At 71.1% G+C, this 18,203-nt stretch carries 14 protein-coding genes; 11 read left to right on the top strand and 3 right to left on the bottom strand.

Features of this window, described 5'->3' with window-relative positions; translation table 11 throughout:
* Positions 1-99: 99 nt before the first annotated feature.
* Positions 100-774, bottom strand: coding sequence for a GtrA family protein (locus tag HHX40_RS06230; RefSeq protein ID WP_182879738.1), 675 nt, complete (start codon positions 772-774; stop codon positions 100-102).
* 238 nt (positions 775-1,012) lie between these two features.
* Here HHX40_RS06230 and HHX40_RS06235 point away from each other — a divergent pair, with 238 nt between their 5' ends.
* The 3 genes from HHX40_RS06235 to purE all read left to right on the top strand — a co-directional run bounded on the left by HHX40_RS06235 (position 1,013) and on the right by purE (position 3,773).
* Positions 1,013-1,984: a hypothetical protein gene (locus HHX40_RS06235; protein ID WP_182879739.1), complete on the top strand. Its 972-nt coding sequence runs from the start codon at positions 1,013-1,015 to the stop codon at positions 1,982-1,984.
* 123 nt (positions 1,985-2,107) lie between these two features.
* On the top strand, positions 2,108-3,253 hold the full coding sequence (locus HHX40_RS06240) for a 5-(carboxyamino)imidazole ribonucleotide synthase (protein ID WP_182873960.1): 1,146 nt from the start codon (positions 2,108-2,110) through the stop codon (positions 3,251-3,253).
* Complete coding sequence (gene purE / locus HHX40_RS06245; protein ID WP_182879740.1) at positions 3,246-3,773, top strand: 5-(carboxyamino)imidazole ribonucleotide mutase; 528 nt, start codon at positions 3,246-3,248, stop codon at positions 3,771-3,773. Before HHX40_RS06240 ends, purE begins: the two co-directional genes overlap by 8 nt.
* A 38-nt stretch (positions 3,774-3,811) precedes the next feature.
* On the opposite strand, the gene HHX40_RS06250 is transcribed toward purE, so the two are convergent.
* Entirely contained in the window at positions 3,812-5,125 is a 1,314-nt protein-coding gene (locus HHX40_RS06250; protein WP_182879741.1) for a UDP-glucose dehydrogenase family protein, read from the bottom strand.
* Positions 5,126-5,358: 233 nt separating this feature from the next.
* Here HHX40_RS06250 and HHX40_RS06255 point away from each other — a divergent pair, with 233 nt between their 5' ends.
* The 3 genes from HHX40_RS06255 to HHX40_RS06265 all read left to right on the top strand — a co-directional run bounded on the left by HHX40_RS06255 (position 5,359) and on the right by HHX40_RS06265 (position 9,619).
* The gene (locus HHX40_RS06255) at positions 5,359-6,522 is read left to right on the top strand and encodes an acyl-CoA dehydrogenase family protein (protein WP_111698244.1); all 1,164 of its coding nucleotides are present in this window, start codon (positions 5,359-5,361) and stop codon (positions 6,520-6,522) included.
* 1,473 nt (positions 6,523-7,995) lie between these two features.
* Positions 7,996-8,367 carry a YciI family protein gene (locus HHX40_RS06260; RefSeq protein WP_182879742.1) on the top strand — a complete coding sequence of 124 codons (372 nt, stop codon included), beginning with the start codon at positions 7,996-7,998 and terminating at the stop codon, positions 8,365-8,367.
* Between the two features lie 25 nt (positions 8,368-8,392).
* Positions 8,393-9,619, top strand: coding sequence for an RNA polymerase sigma factor (locus tag HHX40_RS06265; protein ID WP_182879743.1), 1,227 nt, complete (start codon positions 8,393-8,395; stop codon positions 9,617-9,619).
* Between the two features lie 40 nt (positions 9,620-9,659).
* Here HHX40_RS06265 and HHX40_RS06270 read toward each other — a convergent pair whose 3' ends face one another.
* A complete protein-coding gene (locus HHX40_RS06270) occupies positions 9,660-11,177 on the bottom strand; it encodes a hypothetical protein (protein ID WP_182879744.1) in 1,518 nt (505 codons plus the stop codon).
* Between the two features lie 139 nt (positions 11,178-11,316).
* Between HHX40_RS06270 and HHX40_RS06275 the strand changes: the two genes are divergently transcribed.
* The 5 genes from HHX40_RS06275 (at position 11,317) to HHX40_RS06295 (ending at position 18,156) form a co-directional block, all read left to right on the top strand.
* Complete coding sequence (locus tag HHX40_RS06275) at positions 11,317-11,979, top strand: response regulator transcription factor (protein ID WP_182879745.1); 663 nt, start codon at positions 11,317-11,319, stop codon at positions 11,977-11,979.
* Positions 11,976-13,091: a sensor histidine kinase gene (locus HHX40_RS06280; RefSeq protein ID WP_182879746.1), complete on the top strand. Its 1,116-nt coding sequence runs from the start codon at positions 11,976-11,978 to the stop codon at positions 13,089-13,091. Before HHX40_RS06275 ends, HHX40_RS06280 begins: the two co-directional genes overlap by 4 nt.
* Before the next feature lie 96 nt (positions 13,092-13,187).
* Entirely contained in the window at positions 13,188-14,321 is a 1,134-nt protein-coding gene (locus HHX40_RS06285; protein WP_182879747.1) for a methyltransferase domain-containing protein, read from the top strand.
* A gap of 179 nt (positions 14,322-14,500) precedes the next feature.
* Positions 14,501-16,969 carry a tetratricopeptide repeat protein gene (locus tag HHX40_RS06290; protein WP_182879748.1) on the top strand — a complete coding sequence of 823 codons (2,469 nt, stop codon included), beginning with the start codon at positions 14,501-14,503 and terminating at the stop codon, positions 16,967-16,969.
* Between the two features lie 47 nt (positions 16,970-17,016).
* Complete coding sequence (locus HHX40_RS06295; protein ID WP_182879749.1) at positions 17,017-18,156, top strand: winged helix DNA-binding domain-containing protein; 1,140 nt, start codon at positions 17,017-17,019, stop codon at positions 18,154-18,156.
* Positions 18,157-18,203 lie beyond the last annotated feature (47 nt).

The raw sequence follows: 18,203 nt of genomic DNA on the forward strand, positions 1-18,203 counted from the left end.
GCGCGCTGAGCCGGAGCGGTGTGAAGCCGAGGACGGCGGACCCGGCCGGCCTGCGGCAGGCCGAGGTGCGGCGGGTCGAGCTGGAGAAGGGGAGACCGGTCAGCGGGCGGTGATCGGGTCGGGCTGCGCCGGGACGTCCGCCTTGACGGCCGCTCTCGCTCCCGCCTTCGCCCGGGCCTTCCTGCCGGTCTTCGCTCCGGTCTTCTGCGGGCCGGTCTTCGGAGGGCCGGTCTTCTCGGCTGCGGTCTTCTGGGGGCCGGTCTTCTGAGAGTCGGCCTTCGTGCCGGATGCGACCAGTGCCGCCCCGACGCCCACGGCGGGTCCTTCGCTCTCGACCGGCTCCGGGACCGCGAGGAACACCCACTTCTTGTACGACCAGAAGCGGAACAACGTGCCGATGACCACGCCGATGATCTGGGCGACGTTGTAGCTCAGCAGGTCGTGCATGCCGAGCGTGTAGGTCCGGAATCCGATGGTGATCATCGGGGGGATCAGCGCGATGCCGTTGAGCAGGAAGAAGAGGATGTACTCCCGCCTCAGGCCGCTCTGCTGGCGATGCCGGTAGGTCCAGAAGCGGTTGCCCGCGTAGGCGAAGGTGGTGGCGACGACCGTGGAGATGACCTTGGATTTCATCGGGCCGACGTCGAGGCCGAAGGTCAGCAGGTTGGCGCCGAAGAAGTCGATGACGAACGCGATCGCGCCCACCGCTCCGAACTTGATCAACTCATGGATGAGCGTGGCGAACCGCTCGTAGGCGCGTCGTAGAAACTGCACGTCCCGCTCGGTCCTTCCTGATCTGCGGCCTGGTCGGCGGCGAGGTCCTCTCAGGCTACCCGCCGGTGGCACAAACTAGGGTAGTAGCACAACCTCTCCCCGCTCCGCCGCAGGTCGCCGAAGAACATTTCATGGAAAATCCCGTCATCTGGTATTTGACGGCACTCTTCGCACTACGCTCTCGCCCCACTGGATCACTTCACGCGGGGCGTGCCGTTGTGGAGAGGGGGCCTTCAACGTGGTTCGTCGTACCTTCGGGGCTCGGCTGCCGAGCCGCGTCCTCCGCCGCCTCCTGCCTGCGGTCCTGCTCGCGGCCCTGCTCGCGGGGTGCGGAACCGAGGGCGCCCGGCAGACCCCGGCCGATCCCGGGGAGACCTCCCCGGCGACGGTCGAGATCGCCCGGGCCGACGCCGAGGCGGCCTTCGGCGGGCTCGGCGACCTCGCCCTGGCCTGGAAGGACGGCGACTGCGCCGGGATCGAGCGGTTCACGACGTGGGCGGAGAAGACGATCGGGAGCCGTGTCTGCGCGGCGGGCCGAAAGGATCGCTCCGCGCCCGGCCTCGGCACGTACGGGGATCCGGAGTTCCTGATCCCCGCGCATGAGGACGGCGAGGACGACCCCTGGTTCGCCGTCCTGGCCCGCAAGCCCACCCCGGCCTACTTCGTCTTCGTCCGCACGGACGGCGCGTGGCGGCTCGGCGCCGGGCCGATCCCGCTCTCGGGCGACGCGCCCGAGGCGGAGGGCGAGATCGTGGACGCCGCCTGGGTCGGGGCTCGGCTCGTGTCCACCCGGCACGTCGCGTTCCTGACCGATCCCGCGGGGGTGAGCGGGGTCCGCTTCGTCTCCGGCGACCCCATGCGCGACCTGCTCGGCGAACTGGTCCGGGCTCCCGGCAGGGTCCGTCCCGACCGCCTGTCCACCGACGTACGCATCGAGGGGCCGGCCCGCGCGCTGGCCCTGCCGGACGGCGGGGCCCTGGTGTTCCACGCGCTGCGCCTCGTCTTCACCCAGAAGCCCGGCCCGGGGCGCTCCTCCCTCACCCATCGGCGGTACGGCGCGTCCGACGTGCGCGCCTTCACCGGCGGCGCGCCGAAGACCGTGACGGGTGCGGAGATCGTGCTGCTCGCCACCAGGGTGGCCGGGGACAACAGGATGAGGACCGTGGGCATGCGCCGGGTCCTGGCCGACATCACCGAGGGCTCCGGCTGACGGGGCGGGCCGGCGGCGCGGACTGATCGGGCGGGCTGACGCCTGGGCCGTGGCGGGTTTACGCGCGGGCAATAGGTAGGCTGACCTGTCGTGAACAGCCCGAAGGATTCCCCTTCCCGGCCCGTGGCAGACCCTGTTGCGGGCCCCGTCGTAGGCATGGTCGGCGCGGGTCAGCTCGCCCGGATGACCCAGCAGGCCGCGATCGCGCTCGGCATCGAGTTGCGCGTGCTGGCGAACGCCCGCGACGAGAGCGCCGCCAAGGTCATCGTGGACACCCATCTGGGCGACTACCGCGACCTCGCCGACCTGCGGGAGTTCGCCAAGGGGTGCGACGCCGTCACCTTCGACCACGAGCACGTGCCGACCGGGCACATCCGGGCCCTGGCCGCCGACGGGCACGCCGTACACCCCGGCGCCGACGCGCTCGTCCACGCGCAGGACAAGGCGGTGATGCGCGAGCGGCTCACCGCGATCGGCGCGCCCTGTCCCGCCTGGGCCCGCGTCGACGACCTGGCCGGCGTCGAGGCGTTCGCCGCGGAGCACGGCTGGCCGGTGGTGCTGAAGGCGGTCCGCGGCGGGTACGACGGCCGGGGCGTGTGGGTCTGCTCGTCTCCGGAAGAGGCGCGAGCGGCGCTCGGCACCGGCGTGGACCTGATGGCCGAGGCGTTCGTCCCGTTCGAGCGGGAGATCGCCGTGCTGGTCGCCCGGTCGCCGCACGGCCAGGGCGTCAGCTACCCCGTCGTGGAGACGGTCCAGCAGGACGGGATCTGCGTCGAGGTCATCGCCCCCGCGCCGGGCCTCGGCGAGGAGGAGGCGGCGTACGCCCAGCGCGTCGCGCTCACCATCGCGCGCGACCTCGGCGTGACCGGGCTCCTCGCGGTCGAGATGTTCGTCACGAAGACCGGCCTCGTGGTCAACGAGCTGGCCATGCGCCCGCACAACAGCGGCCACTGGACGATCGAGGGCGCGCGTACGTCCCAGTTCGAGCAGCACCTGCGGGCCGTGCTGAACCTGCCGCTCGGGTCGCCGTCGATGACCGCGCCGGTCGTCGTCATGGCCAACCTGCTCGGCGGGCCCGACCCGGACGTGTACTCCCGGTACGAGCACGTGCTGGCCAACGACCCGGGCATCAAGATCCATTTCTATGGCAAGGACGTGCGGCCCGGCCGCAAGATCGGGCACGTCACGGCCCTCGGCACCGACCTCGACGAGGTGCGGGCCCGCGCCCACCACGCCGTCACCTGCCTGAGAGGACCCGTGGATGCCTGACGTCGGGATCGTCATGGGGAGCGACTCGGACTGGCCGGTGATGCGCCTGGCCGCCGAGGCGGTCGCCGAGTTCGGCGTGTCCTTCGAGGCCGACGTGGTCTCCGCGCACCGGATGCCGGCCGAGATGATCGAGTACGGCTCCCGCGCGGCCGGTCGCGGACTGAAGGTGATCATCGCCGGGGCGGGCGGCGCCGCCCACCTGCCGGGGATGCTGGCCTCCGTCACCCCGCTGCCGGTGATCGGCGTCCCGGTGCCGCTCAAGTATCTCGACGGGATGGACTCGCTGCTGTCGATCGTCCAGATGCCGGCCGGGGTGCCCGTGGCGACCGTCGCCGTCGGCGGCGCCCGGAACGCGGGACTGCTCGCCGTACGGATCCTGGCCGCGGCCGACGAGGGACTGCGGCGGCGGATGGAGGAGTTCCAGGCCGCCCTACGCGACCAGGCGCACGCCAAGGGCGAGCGCCTCCGCGCCGAGGCCGCCGCCCTTCACGGAGAGTCCGACCCCACACAGGGAGCCTGACCCTGTGCGGGGAGCCTGACGCTGTACGGGGAGCGTGATCAGGGGCGGCCGAGCGCCCGGTAGTCCCAGCCCGCGCCCCGCCACGTCTCCGCGTCGAGGGCGTTGCGGCCGTCGACGATGCTCCGGGCGGCGACGACCGCCCCCAGGTCCTCGGGGTCGAGCGCGACGAACTCCCGCCACTCGGTGAGCAGCAGCACGGCCTCGGCTCCGCTCGCGGCCTCCAGGGCCGACCCGGCGTACCCGAGGTGGGGATGGGCGGCCCGCGCGTTGGCCAGGGCCGCGGGGTCGTAGAGCGTCACCAGCCCGCCCTGCTCGGCGATCTTCACCGCGACGTACAGGGCGGGCGAGTCGCGGATGTCGTCGGAGTCGGGCTTGAAGGCCGCGCCCAGCACCGCCACCCTCCGGCCGTCGAACGAGCCGCCGAGGGCCTCAGCGGCGAGGCCGACCATCCGGGCGCGGCGCCGCAGGTTGATCTCGTCGACCTCCCGCAGGAAGGCGAGGGCGTGGCCGGCGCCCAGTTCGTCCGCCCGGGCGGTGAACGCCCTGATGTCCTTGGGCAGGCATCCGCCGCCGAAGCCGAGGCCGGGGTTGAGGTACCTGCCGCCGATCCGGTCGTCGTACGACAAGGCCGCCGACAACTGCGTGACGTCGCCGCCGGCGGCCTCGCAGACCTCCGCCATCGCGTTGATGAACGAGATCTTGGTGGCCAGGAACGCGTTCGCGGCCGACTTGACCAGTTCGGCCGTGGGGAAGTCGGTCACCACGATCGGCACCTCGCCGAGCGGGGCGTAGACGTCCCGCAGGATCTTCTCGGCCCGTTCGGAGGCCACTCCGAGCACGATCCGGTCCGGCTTGAGGGTGTCCTGCACGGCGAAGCCCTCGCGCAGGAATTCGGGGTTCCAGGCCAGCTCGGCCTGTGTGCCGGCGGGCGCGAGCCGTACGAGCTTCGCGGCCAGGCGCTCGGCGGTGCCGACGGGAACCGTCGACTTGCCCACGACCAGGCACTCTCGGTCCAGGTGGGGGGCCAGCGACTCGACGACCGCGTCGAGATAGGAGACGTCGGCGGCGCGCTCGCCCTTCTTCTGCGGCGTGCCCACGCAGACGAAGTGGACGTCGCCGAACTTCGCGACCTCCTCATAGGAGGTGGTGAAGCGCAGCCTGCCCGAGTCGAGGTTGCGGCGCAGGACCTCCTCGAGCCCGGGCTCGTGGATCGGCAGCTCGCCGCGCCGCAGTCGTTCGATCTTGCTCTCGTCCACGTCCAGACCGAGCACCTCGAAGCCCAGCTCCGCCATGCAGGCCGCGTGCGTGGCACCCAGGTAGCCGGTCCCCAGCACGGTGAGGCGGTACGGCACGGCAGGCTCCCCTCTTGCCGACTCTTCGTGATCTGGCATGGTACCGGCCCTGTCATCTGCCCGAGCAGCCACCTGGGCAAACCGCGGCCTTGGCCCCAACGGTACGGCCAAATGCCCAGGTGGTCGATGCGTCCCGGGCGCTTCGGGCATTACGGCCCCTGTCAGGGCACTCTGTCAGGAAGGCTGTTGTACCGACTGGTAACTTTCCAGTCGGACGTCCTAGTATCGGCGTCATGAGCTTCCCTCTCTACGCCCCCGCCGAGGAGCACGAGATGCTCCGGGAGACCGTCCGGGCCCTCGCCGACGAGAAGATCGCCCCGCGAGCCGCGGCGGCGGACGAGAACGAGGAGTTCCCCTGGGAGGTCTACAAGGACCTCGTCGCGGCCGACCTCCAGGCCGTGCACATCCCCGAGGCGTACGGCGGCGCGGGGGCCGACGCCCTGGCCACCGTGATCGTGATCGAGGAGGTCGCCCGCGCCTGCGCCTCGTCCTCCCTGATCCCTGCCGTCAACAAGCTGGGCACCGTGCCGCTGCTGCTGTCGGCGTCCGAGGACCTCAAGCAGCGCTACCTGCGGCCGGTCGCGGCCGGGGAGGCGATGTTCTCCTACGCCCTGTCGGAGCCGGAGGCCGGCTCCGACGCCGCCGCGATGAAGACCAGGGCCGAGCGCGACGGTGACCACTACGTGCTCAACGGCACCAAGATGTGGATCACCAATGCGGGCGTGTCGGAGTACTACACGGTCATGGCCGTGACCCACCCGTCGGCCGGAGCACGCGGCATCTCCGCGTTCGTGGTCGAGAAGGACGACGAGGGCGTCTCGTTCGGGCCGAAGGAGAAGAAGCTGGGCATCAAGGGCTCGCCCACGCGCCAGGTCATCCTGGAGAACGTGCGGATCCCCGAGTCCCGGATGATCGGCGAGCCGGGCACCGGCTTCAAGACCGCCCTCGCCACCCTGGACCACACCCGCATCACCATCGCCGCGCAGGCGCTCGGCATCGCCCAGGGCGCGCTGGACCACGCGATCGGGTACGTCAAGGAGCGCAAGCAGTTCGGCAAGCGGATCGCCGACTTCCAGGGCCTGCAGTTCATGGTCGCCGACATGGCGATGAAGCTGGAGGCCGCCCGCCAGCTCACCTACGCCGCCGCGGCCAAGTCGGAACTGGCCATGAACGGCACGCCGGTCAAGGACCTCACGTTCTTCTCCAGCGCCGCCAAGTGCGCCGCCTCCGACGCCGCCATGGAAATCACCACCGACGCCGTCCAGCTCCTCGGCGGGTACGGCTACACCCGCGACTTCCCCGTCGAGCGCATGATGCGCGACGCCAAGATCACCCAGATCTACGAGGGCACCAACCAGATCCAGCGCATGGTCATGGCCCGCCAGCTCCTCAAGTAGCCGAGGTGGGTCGGCTCGGCGCCTGGAGATCATGGTTCGAGCCTCAGGCTCCTCATGATCGGCTCGGGTGCCCATCTGGCGCTCGGCAGTAAGGACCGACCGGCCGGAGAAGGACAGCGAAGCGCGCCCCGCTCGATCAGAGCAAGGGACAAGAGGTATGGGACATGGCAAGGCCCCCCTGCGACGGCAGGGGGGCTGTTGCGCTCTATCGATCTTGCCACTTCTGCAGGCTGGACTAGATGTGGAGGTGCATGAGGTATTCGAGAACGGTGTGGATTGCGGGATCAATGGGGAGCAGATCCCGGACGTAACCGGCGACCAGCGAAATCACGAAGGCCACAAGGACGCGACCGATTTGCCTGCGGCCCCAGATTGCGAATTTCCGGATTCTCGTCCTGGTCGCGCGAACGCAACGAATTGCAGCCTTCCTGAGGCGATTAAACATTTCCACCCCCTTTCTTTTTGCCCAGCACTAAAAGTAGGCCACGGCCGGAAACTCGTCGAGCTCACGCTCCGCTGTCGGCGCCATAAATCGGCTGGATCGCGCGTCCCGGGGCGGCATCACGCAATGCGAGCCGGCGGCGGCCAGCGCAAATATGCCTGCCAAACTATTTTCAAGAAATTTCGAGGCCGTCGCGAGGCGCGGACACAAGATCGTAACTGTGGGTAACAATGATCAAGGCTGCGGCGCGAGTCCCTATCGGGTTGTGAAGGACGTCCGACTCGGAGAGGGGGCCGGCTGCCCAGGAGGCCGTGACTGCCGTAGATGCGGTCGGTTGTGGGTCGGTCCATCCATCCGGTGCCCTGATGGCACTTCAACCGGGATAAGCACACCCCTTGGGCGACTCTTCCAGTACGTCCGAAATCGTGCCGAGGCCCCGTCCATGCGATAGTGCGAGGAGGCGGGTGACCGCTACTCCGGCAAGCCGGCGCGTCTACCTGCTGATTTGTCAGCCAGTCCTCGACATGGAGGGTGGATTGAACCGGGTGTCATAGATAAGGCTTGTGATTCGTCCCGGTAAACGCCAACAGTTCTCTTTGGCCTGCCTGCGATCAGAAGACCCATCGCATTCGCCGACACAGCGAGTCATCGTGGAGCACAGGCGCTCGGACCGTTTCCAGGTTCGCCGATACCGCTCCGACTCGATCGATCGGGCGGATGCGTTCCGCCGAGAGTGCGGGATATTTCGCTACCAGGATCGGCCACAGTCGGAAAATTGATTCGCTTGTGTGGCAATAATAGATGGATTATCGGCTGACGTTGCCCCGGTTGTGGTGGACGGGTCGGCGTTTGCGGCTACGCGGCAGCGTGCCGGTCTTCTTCGGCGTCGTTTCGGCGTTCGTGCTCGGCAGATGGCGAAGTGATGCCGATGGGGTGGAAGATTTCTCCGGGGCCGTGTCGATCCGCGGGCCGCTCGTTCGACGTAGGGGTGCGAGGGCCGAGAGGCGGCCCCGCCGGACGAGGAGAACGCGATGTCGAAGTACCTGTTGATCATGCGGGGCACCGACGAGTCGAACGCGGCCATGATGGCCGACATCGAGGAGTTGATGGCCAGGACCCACCGCTTCATCGAGGAGACGGTCAAGGCCGGCGTTCTCCTCGCGGCGGAAGGGCTGGACGATCCGGCCCAGGGCGTCGTGGTCGACTTCAGCGGCGAGACCCCGGTGGTCACGGACGGGCCGTACGGCGAGACCAAGGAACTGTTCGGGGGTTTCTTCCTGCTCGACGTCGCCTCGAAAGAGGAGGCGGTCGAGTGGGCCAAGCGGGTCCCGGCGGCCCCCGGGTCGAAGATCGAGGTCCGGCGGGTGCCCGGGAGCGACGAGGTCCCGCAGGTCGGCGAGTGATCAACGAGAGCAGGGGCCGGATCTGATGGGTACGGCCGATGTCGAGGCCGTCTGGCGGATCGAGTCGGCGCGGATCGTCGCCGCGCTGACCCGGTTCACCGGCGATTTCGGGCTGGCCGAGGACGCGGCCCAGGAGGCGGTGGCCGAGGCGCTGGTGTCGTGGCCGCTCGCCGCTCCGGCGAATCCGGCCGGCTGGCTCATGGCCACGGCCCGGCGGCGGGCGATCGACGCGATCCGCCGCCGGACCGCCCTTCAGGACCGATACGCCCTGCTGGCGGCCGACTCGGCGGCTGAATCAGCGGTCGACGAGGAGATCGATCCCGACAGGATCGATGACGACGTGCTGGCGCTGATGTTCGTCAGCTGCCACCCGGTGCTCTCCCCGGAGGCCCGGGTGGCGCTGACCCTGCGCGTGGTCGGCGGCCTGTCCAGCGAGGAGATCGCCCGCGCGTTCCTCGTACCCGTGCCGACCGTGCAGGCCCGCATCACCCGGGGCAAGAAGACGATCGCGGCGGCCGGGGTGCCGTTCGAGCTGCCGCCGGCCGCCGAGCGCCGGGAGCGGCTGGGCGGCGTGCTCAGCGTCCTCTACGTGATCTTCACCGAGGGGTCGACGGCCACGTCGGGCGACCGGCTGCTGCGCCCCGACGTCGCGTACGAGGCGATCCGGCTCGCCCGCACCCTGGCCGCGCTGCAGCCGGACGAGCCGGAGGTGCACGGACTGCTGGCGTTGTGCGAGCTGACGGCCGCGCGTTTCCCGGCCCGGACCGGCCCGGACGGTTCGCCGGTCCTGCTCGACGAGCAGGACCGGCGGCGGTGGGACTTCTCGGCCATCCGCCGTGGGCTGGCCGCGCTGGCCAGGGCGTCGGTTCGCGGCCTCGGCCCCTACGGACTGCAGGCCGCCATCGCCGCCGTCCACGCGTCGGCGCCCTCGGTGGAAGCGACCGACTGGGACCGGATCGTGGTGCTCTACGAGGCGCTCGGCCGGGTCGCACCCTCGCCGGTGGTCGAGCTCAACCGGGCTGTCGCCGTCGCCATGGCCTCGGGCCCGGCGCAGGCTCTGGCCATCGTGGACGAGCTGATCGCCTCGGACCGGCTCCCCGGTTCGCATCTGGTCCCGACCGTACGCGGTGAGCTGCTGGCCCGGCTCGGACGGCGACCGGAAGCCCGCGCCGAGCTGGAGCTGGCCGCCCGGCTGTGCGCCAACCAGCGCGAACGCTCGGTGCTGCTGCGCAAGGCGGCCTCGCTGGGCTGACCGCTCCGGCTCCGCCGTCCGGTCCGGTGCTCTCGGGCCTTCAGGTGAGCGGACCCGGAGGTGGCACTTGTCCGCGGCGTACGGCTGTCGCCGCCACGAGGGCGAGGGCGGCGTATCCGCAGGTGACGGCCAAGCCCGCCCATGGTGGGAGCGGGTAGTAGCCTCCGAGCAGTGAAGGGATCACGTCCACGTGGGCGAAGGTGGGGACGCTCTGCGTGATCGCGAACCCGGCGGCCGGGGTGATCGTCAGCAGCCATGACGGCAGGCCCACGGTGGCCAGCAGGTAGGGCACGACGACCAGCGCGACGGCCAGCCCCACGGCGACGACGGTCCGTCTGACCAGCGCGGCGAGGCCCAGAGCCAGTACGGCGGCGGCCGCGGTCAGCGCCGCATAGCCGACGATCACCCGGAGTTCGGTGCTCAGGCGGATCGGCTGGACCGGGTTCTGGTGGGCACGCAGTATCGCCAGGCCTACGGGGACCACGACCCCTGCGGCCACCAGCCCCGCCGCGAACCCGACCGCGCCGACCACGACGGCCTTGGCCGCCAGCGGCCGCGCCGGCTGCGGCAGGGTCCTGACCTGAGCGCGCCGGTGCTCCGCCGTGAGGAACGTGACCGCCGCCACGAGCACCGGGATCAGTCCCAGGGCCCCGCCGGTCAGCATGAGGTCGGCGCGTACGCCGCCCTCCATCGTGGCGGGCCCGATGTCGCCGCCCCCGGTCACGACGAACCTGCCGCCCGACTCGACGGCCCCGCCCGGGTGGTGCGGCGTCCTGCCGTCGGCCTCCATGACGGCGCCGACGTCGTCGCGGCGCCACGGACCGTCGGCGCCCTGCAATGTGATCTGGTCGAAGGTGGCGGTGGCCTGGGCGAAGGCCTCTGCCGTCTTCCACAGCACCCCTGGCGAGGTGGCGAACAGCCCGATCTCGACCGTCTCGGGCAGTCCGGTCAGCGTGACCGTGCCGACCTCGGTCCACGTCCTGCCGTCGTCCGACTCGTAGCCGGTGACGGTCTCGCCCGACCTGGTCAGTCGCAGCCACCGCGGGCCGTCGTGAGGATCACCGGCCACGTCGTGGGTGTAGTCGTACTGCATCCGTACGCCGTGCTCTCCGGTGAGCATCACGGCGGCGTACGGTGTGCCCTGCGTGAGGCTCTGCCTGACCAGGAGCCCGGCCTTCGCCCACGGCACGACCCCCTCCTTGACGTTGCGCACCCCGGGGACGGCGTCCGGCATCCGCATCTGCCCGGTCAGGTCCGACACCCGGGCGGTGATGGCGCCGTTCCCCTTGAGCGGCTGGTGCACGAAGTAGTACTTGTCGCTGACCGCCGTGCCGTCGGGGCCCACCAGAGGCGCGGGGCAGGGGCCCTCGCCCTTCCCGGTCACGCACGTGCTGCGGACGCCCCCGGCGATCAGCAGTCCGAGCGACACGGTGACCAGCACGGAGGCCGCCATGGCGAGCACGCAGCCGCGCCTGGTGCGGAACCTGGTCCACTCCGCGTGCAGCACCTGGGGGAAACCGTCCTGCCGGCCGAGCCGGCGAGGCTTCAGTGGATTCATGGCGACGGTTGTACGGGGCACCCGGTTCCAGCCGGGTCGCGGCCGCCGCGACCCGGCTGCGACCGGGGAACTGGCATCGTGGAGACATGGCACCTCGACCCGGCCGCCCCGCCCGCCCGACGGCCGGCGGTGAGCGGCGGTGAGGGTCCTCGTCGTCGAAGACTTCGAGGTCCTCGCCCGCTCCATCGGAACCGGACTGCGCCGCGAGGGCATGGCCGTCGACGTCGTCCTGGACGGAACCGCCGCCCTCGACCGCCTGGCCGTCACCCGCTACGACGTGGTCATCCTCGACCGCGACCTGCCCGGTGTCCACGGGGACCAGATCTGCCGGCGACTCGCCAACAGTCGCTGCGAGACCCGCGTACTGATGCTCACCGCCTCCGGCACGATCGAGGACCGCGTCGACGGGCTCGGCCTCGGCGCCGACGACTACCTGCCGAAGCCGTTCGCGTTCGCGGAACTGGTCGCCCGCGTCCGCGCCCTGGCCCGCCGCGCCACCCCGCCGCTGCCGCCCACCCTGGCATGCGGCGACATCACCCTCGATCCCGCCCGCCGTGCCGCGTCCCGGGCGGGCCGGCGCCTCGACCTGAGCCCCAGGGAGTTCGCCCTGCTCGAATGCCTGCTCGCCGTACCCGGCCTGGTCATCTCCGCCGAGGAACTGCTCGAACGCGTGTGGGACGAGGCCGCCGACCCCTTCAGCAGCGCCGTCAAGCACACCATGCACCGGTTGAGGGTCAAACTCGGCGACCCGCCCGTGATCGAGACCATCCGCGAAGGCGGCTACCGCATCGGACCGGCATGACCTCCCGGCGACTCGCCAGAAGGTCCCTGCGGAAGAGGCTCGCACTCGTCTACGCGGCGGGCGTCTACGCCGCCGGAGTCCTGGTGCTCGTCTTCGTCGACCTCCCGCTCGCCGGCATCCAGGAGACCAGACCAGCGGGCCTGCCCGAACCGAGCACCGTCACCGAGACGGAGTCCGGGATCGGCCTGCCCCAACTCCTCACCGGGTCCGCCGTCGCCCTGGTCGTCCTGGTTCCCGTCGCCCTGGCCCTCGGCTGGTACGTCGCCGGCCGGTTCCTGGATCCGCTGCGCGCCATCACCGCCACGGCTCAAATCATCTCCGCAGGGAACCTCCACCGGCGCCTGGACCTCGGCGAGCCCACGGACGAGCTGACCGAACTCGGTCACACCCTGGACGACCTGTTCGCCCGGCTCGAAGCCTCCTTCGACGCCCAGCGTCACTTCGTCGCCAACGCCTCCCACGAGTTGCGCACCCCTCTCGCCGGCCTGCGCACCCTCCTCGAAGTCGCCCTCGCCGACCCCGACGCCGACGCCGGCACCCTGCGCTCGGCCTGCCAGGAGGCCCTCGCTCTGGGCGGATACCAGGAGCGGCTCGTCGAAGCGCTGCTCGCCCTGGCCACCAGCGAGCGCGGCGTCACCCGTTGGGACACCCTCGACCTCGCCGACGTCGCCGGAGGAGTGCTCGCCTCCCGCCGCGACCAGGCGACGCGGAGAGGCGTCGACCTCGTCTCCCACCTGACGCCCGCGGTGACGGCCGGAGACCCGGGACTGCTCGAAAGCCTCGTCGCCAACCTCGTCGACAACGCAATCCGCCACAACCACGCAGGCGGGCACGTGAAGGTCACGACGCGGACCTCCGGCACGCAGGTGGCCCTCACGGTCGTCAACAGCGGGCCGGTCGTCCCCGAGGACCAGATCCAGCGACTTTTCCAACCCTTCCAGAAACTGGCGCCCGAACGGCACGGCCGCGACGGGTACGGCCTCGGCCTCGCCATCGTCAGTGCCGTCACCCAGGCTCACCACGCCACCCTGGCCGCCCGCGCACGCCTTGAAGGAGGCCTGTCCATCACCGTGCGGTTCACGCACGGTTCTCCTCCAAGCCAGGGACAATGAGGGCGCCGGACCGGTCAAGGAGGGCGGGGACCGTGTGACGCCGGACCGGACCGCTTGTGACCCGCGCTTCCGCGACCCGGACACGACGAGGAAACGATGACCTGGGAACAGCACGCCGCACGGCTCGCCGCCGACGTCACCCGGCCCGCCTCGCGCTGGCGCGGGCCGGTGGCCACCACTCCGCGCCAGTTGTTCGTCCCGAGATGGTGGGAACACCGCGGCGGACTCTGGACGCTGCGGGACGGGCCGGCCGACGAGCGGGAATGGCTGAAGGCGGCCTTCTCCGACGTGTCGCTCGTGACCCGGGTCGGGTCGTCACACGCCGACCATGCCTCGGGCGAGGACCACCCGGCCGGACTGCCGACGTCGTCCTCGACTCTGCCCGGCCTGGCCGTGCGCATGTACCAGCACGCCGACATCCAGGACGGCGTCGACGTGCTCGACGTCGGTGTCGGCTCCGGGTACGGCGCCGCGTTGCTCACCCGGCGGCTCGGCGATCGGCACGTGACGAGCGTCGACCTGGACGCCTACCTGACCGAGGCCGCGACCGAGCGGCTCGACAGGATCGGCCTGCACCCGAGGGTCGTCACCTGTGACGCCACCGGGCCCCTGCCGGGGACGTTCGACCGCATCGCGGCCATGGTGTCCGTACGGCCGGTCCCGGCGAGCTGGCTGGCGGCGCTGCGTCCCGGTGGGCGCCTCGTCACCACGATCGCGAACACGATGATCATCATCGTCGCGGACAGGACCGGCGACGGCGGCGCCTTCGGGCGGGTGCAGTGGGATCGGGCGGGGTTCATGACGACCCGGCACGGCGAGGACTACCCGCCCGGGCTCAGCGCCAGGTTCGAGGAGATCCGCGACCAGGACGGCGAGGACGTCGGACGCGGCCGGTACCCGATGGTCGAGGTGATCGAGGCGTGGGAGCTCCGGTCGATGCTGGAGGTGACCGCTCCGGGCGTCTCGCACTGGTTCGAGGCGGGTGACGACGGCCGGCGGACGGCGTGGATGGTCCACGCGGACGGCTCCTGGGCGCGTGCCGAGGGCGTGCGCGACGAGGCCCCGCTCGTCCACCAGGGCGGGCCGCGGCGTCTTTGGGACATTCTCGACCAGATCCGCCATCAGTGGCTCGTCGACGGCAGCCTGCCCCTGTACGGGGCATGGGTCACCATCAGCCCTGACGGCGCGATCCGGCTGGAGCGCGGGCGGTGGCAGGCCACCATCGCCTGACCGGCCGCCCCGCTGTGAGCACCGCCCTCTTCGCGAATCCTGATATAGCCTCCGCAACGTGACCAAGGGCTGATTCGGGCGGTTATGCAAGTAATTCCCGCCAATTGCGGAGAAGGGCGCTCCGTTGCGATTTCTCATGAGTAGCCACACGTTTTCGGAGTGCGGTTCATCATGATTCCATGAGGCGCGGGTGGCGGACAGCGGGCGGAACGGTCGCGGGCCTCGCCCTGGTGGCGCTGGGAGTGCTGCTGTTCAGGGCCGGTCTTGACGACGCCGACAAGTGGGCCAGCGTCATCGGCGTGTTCGTGGGGCTGCTCGGCCTGGGCCTTTCCTGGTACGGCGTGGTGCTCAGCCGCCGCGCTCTGCGGTCCGACCGTCAGGCCACAGGAGTGCGCGTGACCGCGTCCGGGCCGCGGTCGATCGGCGCGCGAACCGCTGCCGCAAGTGTCTCCACCGGAGACGGCGCGCGCCACCACGTGGCAGCCGAGCACGGGGGACACGACCTCCCAGGGCGTACCGAGATCGAGGCATCGGGCGACAGGGCGGTGGCCGCCGAGCACATCTCCGGAGTAGTGACCACGGGCGATCGTTCACCCGTCGACAACCGGACGATCAGGCTGGAGCCGGGGACGCTGCGCGCTCCGGGCGAGGTGGACCTGCCGGCGAAGCTGACGAACGTCTCCGACGGCCCCGCCGCGGTGTTCGTCGGGCGGGAGAGCGCGCTGACCCTGCTCGACCACGAGCTGTCCGGGGACCGGGCGCGGGTGGTCATCGGCCAGGTGATCCACGGCCTGGGTGGTGTCGGCAAGACCGAACTGGCCCGCCAGTACGCCGCCGCCAACCGGGAGCGCTACCGGTTGACCTGGTGGATCACCGCCGAGAGCCCCGAGCGGGTCCAGGCCGGACTGACCGAGCTGGCCGAACGGCTGCACCCGCCGACGGTGCCGGCCCTGACCAGGGATCAGGCGGCCGACTGGGCGCGGGGGTGGCTGCAGGCCCATGAAGACTGGCTGCTGGTGCTCGACAACGTCGAGGATCCGGCGCATGTGCGAGACCTGCTGGGCCAGCTCCACACCGGGCACATCCTGGTCACCACGCGGCGGCTGGTGCGCTGGCCCGGCGGCGTACGGCCGCTCCCCCTGGAGGTGCTCGACAAGGTCGCGGCGACCGAGCTGATCGCGGCGGTGGGCGAGCGGGACCGGCCCGGCGATCGGCCCGCGATCGAGGCGATCGCCGCGGAGCTGGGGCATCTGCCGCTGGCGCTGGAACAGGCCGGCGCCTACATCCGCGAGTCCCGCATCAGCCCCGATGGGTATCTGTCCCTGTTGACGGCTCGTCCCGCGCACATGTACGCCGCACTTCCCGAGGGAGGAGAGGCCGAGCGGACCATCGCCCGGCTCTGGCGCGTCCACCTGGACACCATCGGCGAGCGCGATCCCTACGCGGTGCGTCTGCTGCGGGTGCTGGCCTGCTACGCCCCCGACGACATCCCCCGTGACGTCCTGGGCGGTGACGACGACAAGCCCATGGTGCTGGACGCGCTGCGGCTGCTGCACTCCTACAGCCTCGTCACGCTGACCGAGGACACCGTCTCCGTCCACCGGCTCGTGCAGGCGGTGGTCGCGGGCGAGGACCAGACGAGGCCGGCCCCAAAGGGTGGGTCCGCTCCGGACCTCGCGCTGGCCTGGCTGGCCGGCGCCTGGACGGCTTCGGCGAGGCTGTCCCCGTCCGACGGGCGCCTTCGCCGGCGGGTGTTGAGCCCTCATGTGGAGAACCTGGTCCGCCATCACTCCATTGGAGGCGAACCCTGGGAACACGACCAGATCTTCCGCGAGGCCGCCCGCCACGAACGCGACGAGGGCAACTACCGGCGCGCTCACACCTTCGCGTCCCACGCTCTGGCGATCGACAGGGCGACCCTGGGTGAGGAGCATCCGTACACGCTGGGCAGCCGGGGCAACCTCGCGGCGGTGCTGACCAGCCTGGGATGGCTGGAGGAGGCCGAGACCGAGAGCCGGGCGGTGCTGGAGGCGCACCGCCGGGTCCTCGGCGAGGAGCATCCGCACACGTTGAAGAGCCGAGGCATCCTCGCGACCGTGCTGCGCAGGCTGGGACGACTGGAGAAGGCCGAAGCCGAGCACCGGGCGGCGCTGGAGGTGCAGCGTCGCGTTCTGGGTGAGGAGCATCCGGACACGCTGGACAGCCGGAGCTCCCTCGCGATCGTGCTGCGCGGGCTGGGACGACTGGAGGAGGCCGAGGCCGAGCAACGGGCGGAGCTGGAGATCTGCCGCCGGGTTCGGGGCGAGGAGCACCCGGACACGTTGAAGAGCCGGGGCAATCTCGCGAACGTGCTGTGTGAGCGGGGGCGGTTGGAGGAGTCCGAGGCCGAGAATCGGGTGGTGCTGGAGGCGCAGCGCCGGGTTCTGGGAGAGGAGCACCCCGACACCCTCGCCGCCCGGGGCAACCTCGCCACCGTGCTGTGTGAGCGGGGGCGGTTGGAGGAGGCCGAGGCCGAGAATCGGGTGGTGCTGGAGGCGCAGCGCCGGGTTCTGGGCGAGGAGCACCCCGACACCCTCATCACGCGGGGCAACCTCGCGATCGTGCTGCGCAGGCTGGGACGGCCGGAGGAGGCCGAGGCGCTCTCGTAGAGCGCCGATCCGCGAGGGCGCGGGGTCCGTTACAGTCCTTGTGCACCATGACAATCACGGCACAGGACCTCAACCGCGCCACGCTCGCCCGGCAACTGCTGCTGCGGCGGGAGCCGGTCGGCATCGTCGACGCGGTCCGGCGCGTGGTCGCGCTACAGGCGCAGCAGCCCGCCTCACCGTACATCGCGTTGTGGAACCGGCTCGCCGCCTTCGACCCTGCCGACCTCGACGTGGCGTTCGCCGGGCGGGCGCTGGTCAAGGCGACGCTGATGCGGATCACGCTGCACGTGGTGCACGCCGACGACCACCCGACCATGCACACGGCCATGCAGCCGACGCTGCGCGGCGCGAGGCTCGGCGACCGCCGCTTCACAGAGAGCGGTCTCGGGGCCGCCGACGCCGACGCGCTCCTCCCGGATCTGCTGGAGTTCGCGGACCGCCCCCGCACCAACGCCGAGGTCCAGGCCTGGCTCGCCGAACGGCTCGCCGTCCCGCCGCAGGGCGTGTGGTGGGCGGTGCGGTCGTTCGCGCCGCTGCTGCACGTTCCGATGGGCGGGCCGTGGTCGTTCGGCCCACGGCCGTCGTACGTCGCGTCGGGGACGCCGCCGGCGCCGTACGACAGGGACCTGTCCGACAAGTACCTGCAGACGCTGGTCACCCGCTACCTGGAGGGCTTCGGTCCCGCGTCGGTGGCGGATGTGGCGCAGTTCGCCCTGGTGCAGCGGTCCAGGGTGCGCGGCGCGCTGGGTGCCCTCTCCGCCGTACTGGAGCGGGTGGAGGGGCCCGGCGGCGCGGAGTTGTACGACGTGCCGGGCGCGCCGCGGCCCGCCGCGGACACCCCCGCCCCTCCCCGGCTGATGGCCATGTGGGACAGCGTCCTGCTGGCGTACGCCGACCGGAGCCGCGTCCTCCCGCCGGAGTACCGCAGGCTCGTGATCCGGACGAACGGTGACGTGCTGCCGACGCTGCTGGTCGACGGGTACGTCGCGGGGGTGTGGCGCCAGGTCGAGGGCGGAATCGAGGCGACCGCCTTCCACCCGCTGCCGGCCGAGGCGTGGGAGGGGCTCGCCGAGGAGGCCCGGGCGCTGGTGGCGCTGCTGACCGGCCGCGACACCCGGCTCTACCGCGCCTACGACCGCTGGTGGGCCGACCTGCCCGCCGCAGAGGTGCGGGTTCTCCCCGGCTGAACCATCTCTTGCTTTCTGCATCCGAACGTCCGTGACGGTGTGCGAAG

It is taken from the genome of Microbispora sp. H10949 (assembly GCF_014161435.1).
GTDB classification, from domain to species: Bacteria; Actinomycetota; Actinomycetes; order Streptosporangiales; family Streptosporangiaceae; genus Microbispora; species Microbispora triticiradicis.

Bases quoted from the DNA above. Each gene is read 5' to 3' on its own strand.
- purE (WP_182879740.1), top strand. From the start codon at position 3,246: ATGCCTGACGTCGGGATCGTCATGGGGAGCGACTCGGACTGGCCGGTG.
- HHX40_RS06255 (WP_111698244.1), top strand. From the start codon at position 5,359: ATGAGCTTCCCTCTCTACGCCCCCGCCGAGGAGCACGAGATGCTCCGG.
- HHX40_RS06260 (WP_182879742.1), top strand. From the start codon at position 7,996: ATGTCGAAGTACCTGTTGATCATGCGGGGCACCGACGAGTCGAACGCG.
- HHX40_RS06265 (WP_182879743.1), top strand. From the start codon at position 8,393: ATGGGTACGGCCGATGTCGAGGCCGTCTGGCGGATCGAGTCGGCGCGG.
- HHX40_RS06270 (WP_182879744.1), bottom strand. From the start codon at position 11,177: ATGAATCCACTGAAGCCTCGCCGGCTCGGCCGGCAGGACGGTTTCCCC.
- HHX40_RS06280 (WP_182879746.1), top strand. From the start codon at position 11,976: ATGACCTCCCGGCGACTCGCCAGAAGGTCCCTGCGGAAGAGGCTCGCA.
- HHX40_RS06285 (WP_182879747.1), top strand. From the start codon at position 13,188: ATGACCTGGGAACAGCACGCCGCACGGCTCGCCGCCGACGTCACCCGG.
- HHX40_RS06290 (WP_182879748.1), top strand. From the start codon at position 14,501: ATGAGGCGCGGGTGGCGGACAGCGGGCGGAACGGTCGCGGGCCTCGCC.
- HHX40_RS06295 (WP_182879749.1), top strand. From the start codon at position 17,017: ATGACAATCACGGCACAGGACCTCAACCGCGCCACGCTCGCCCGGCAA.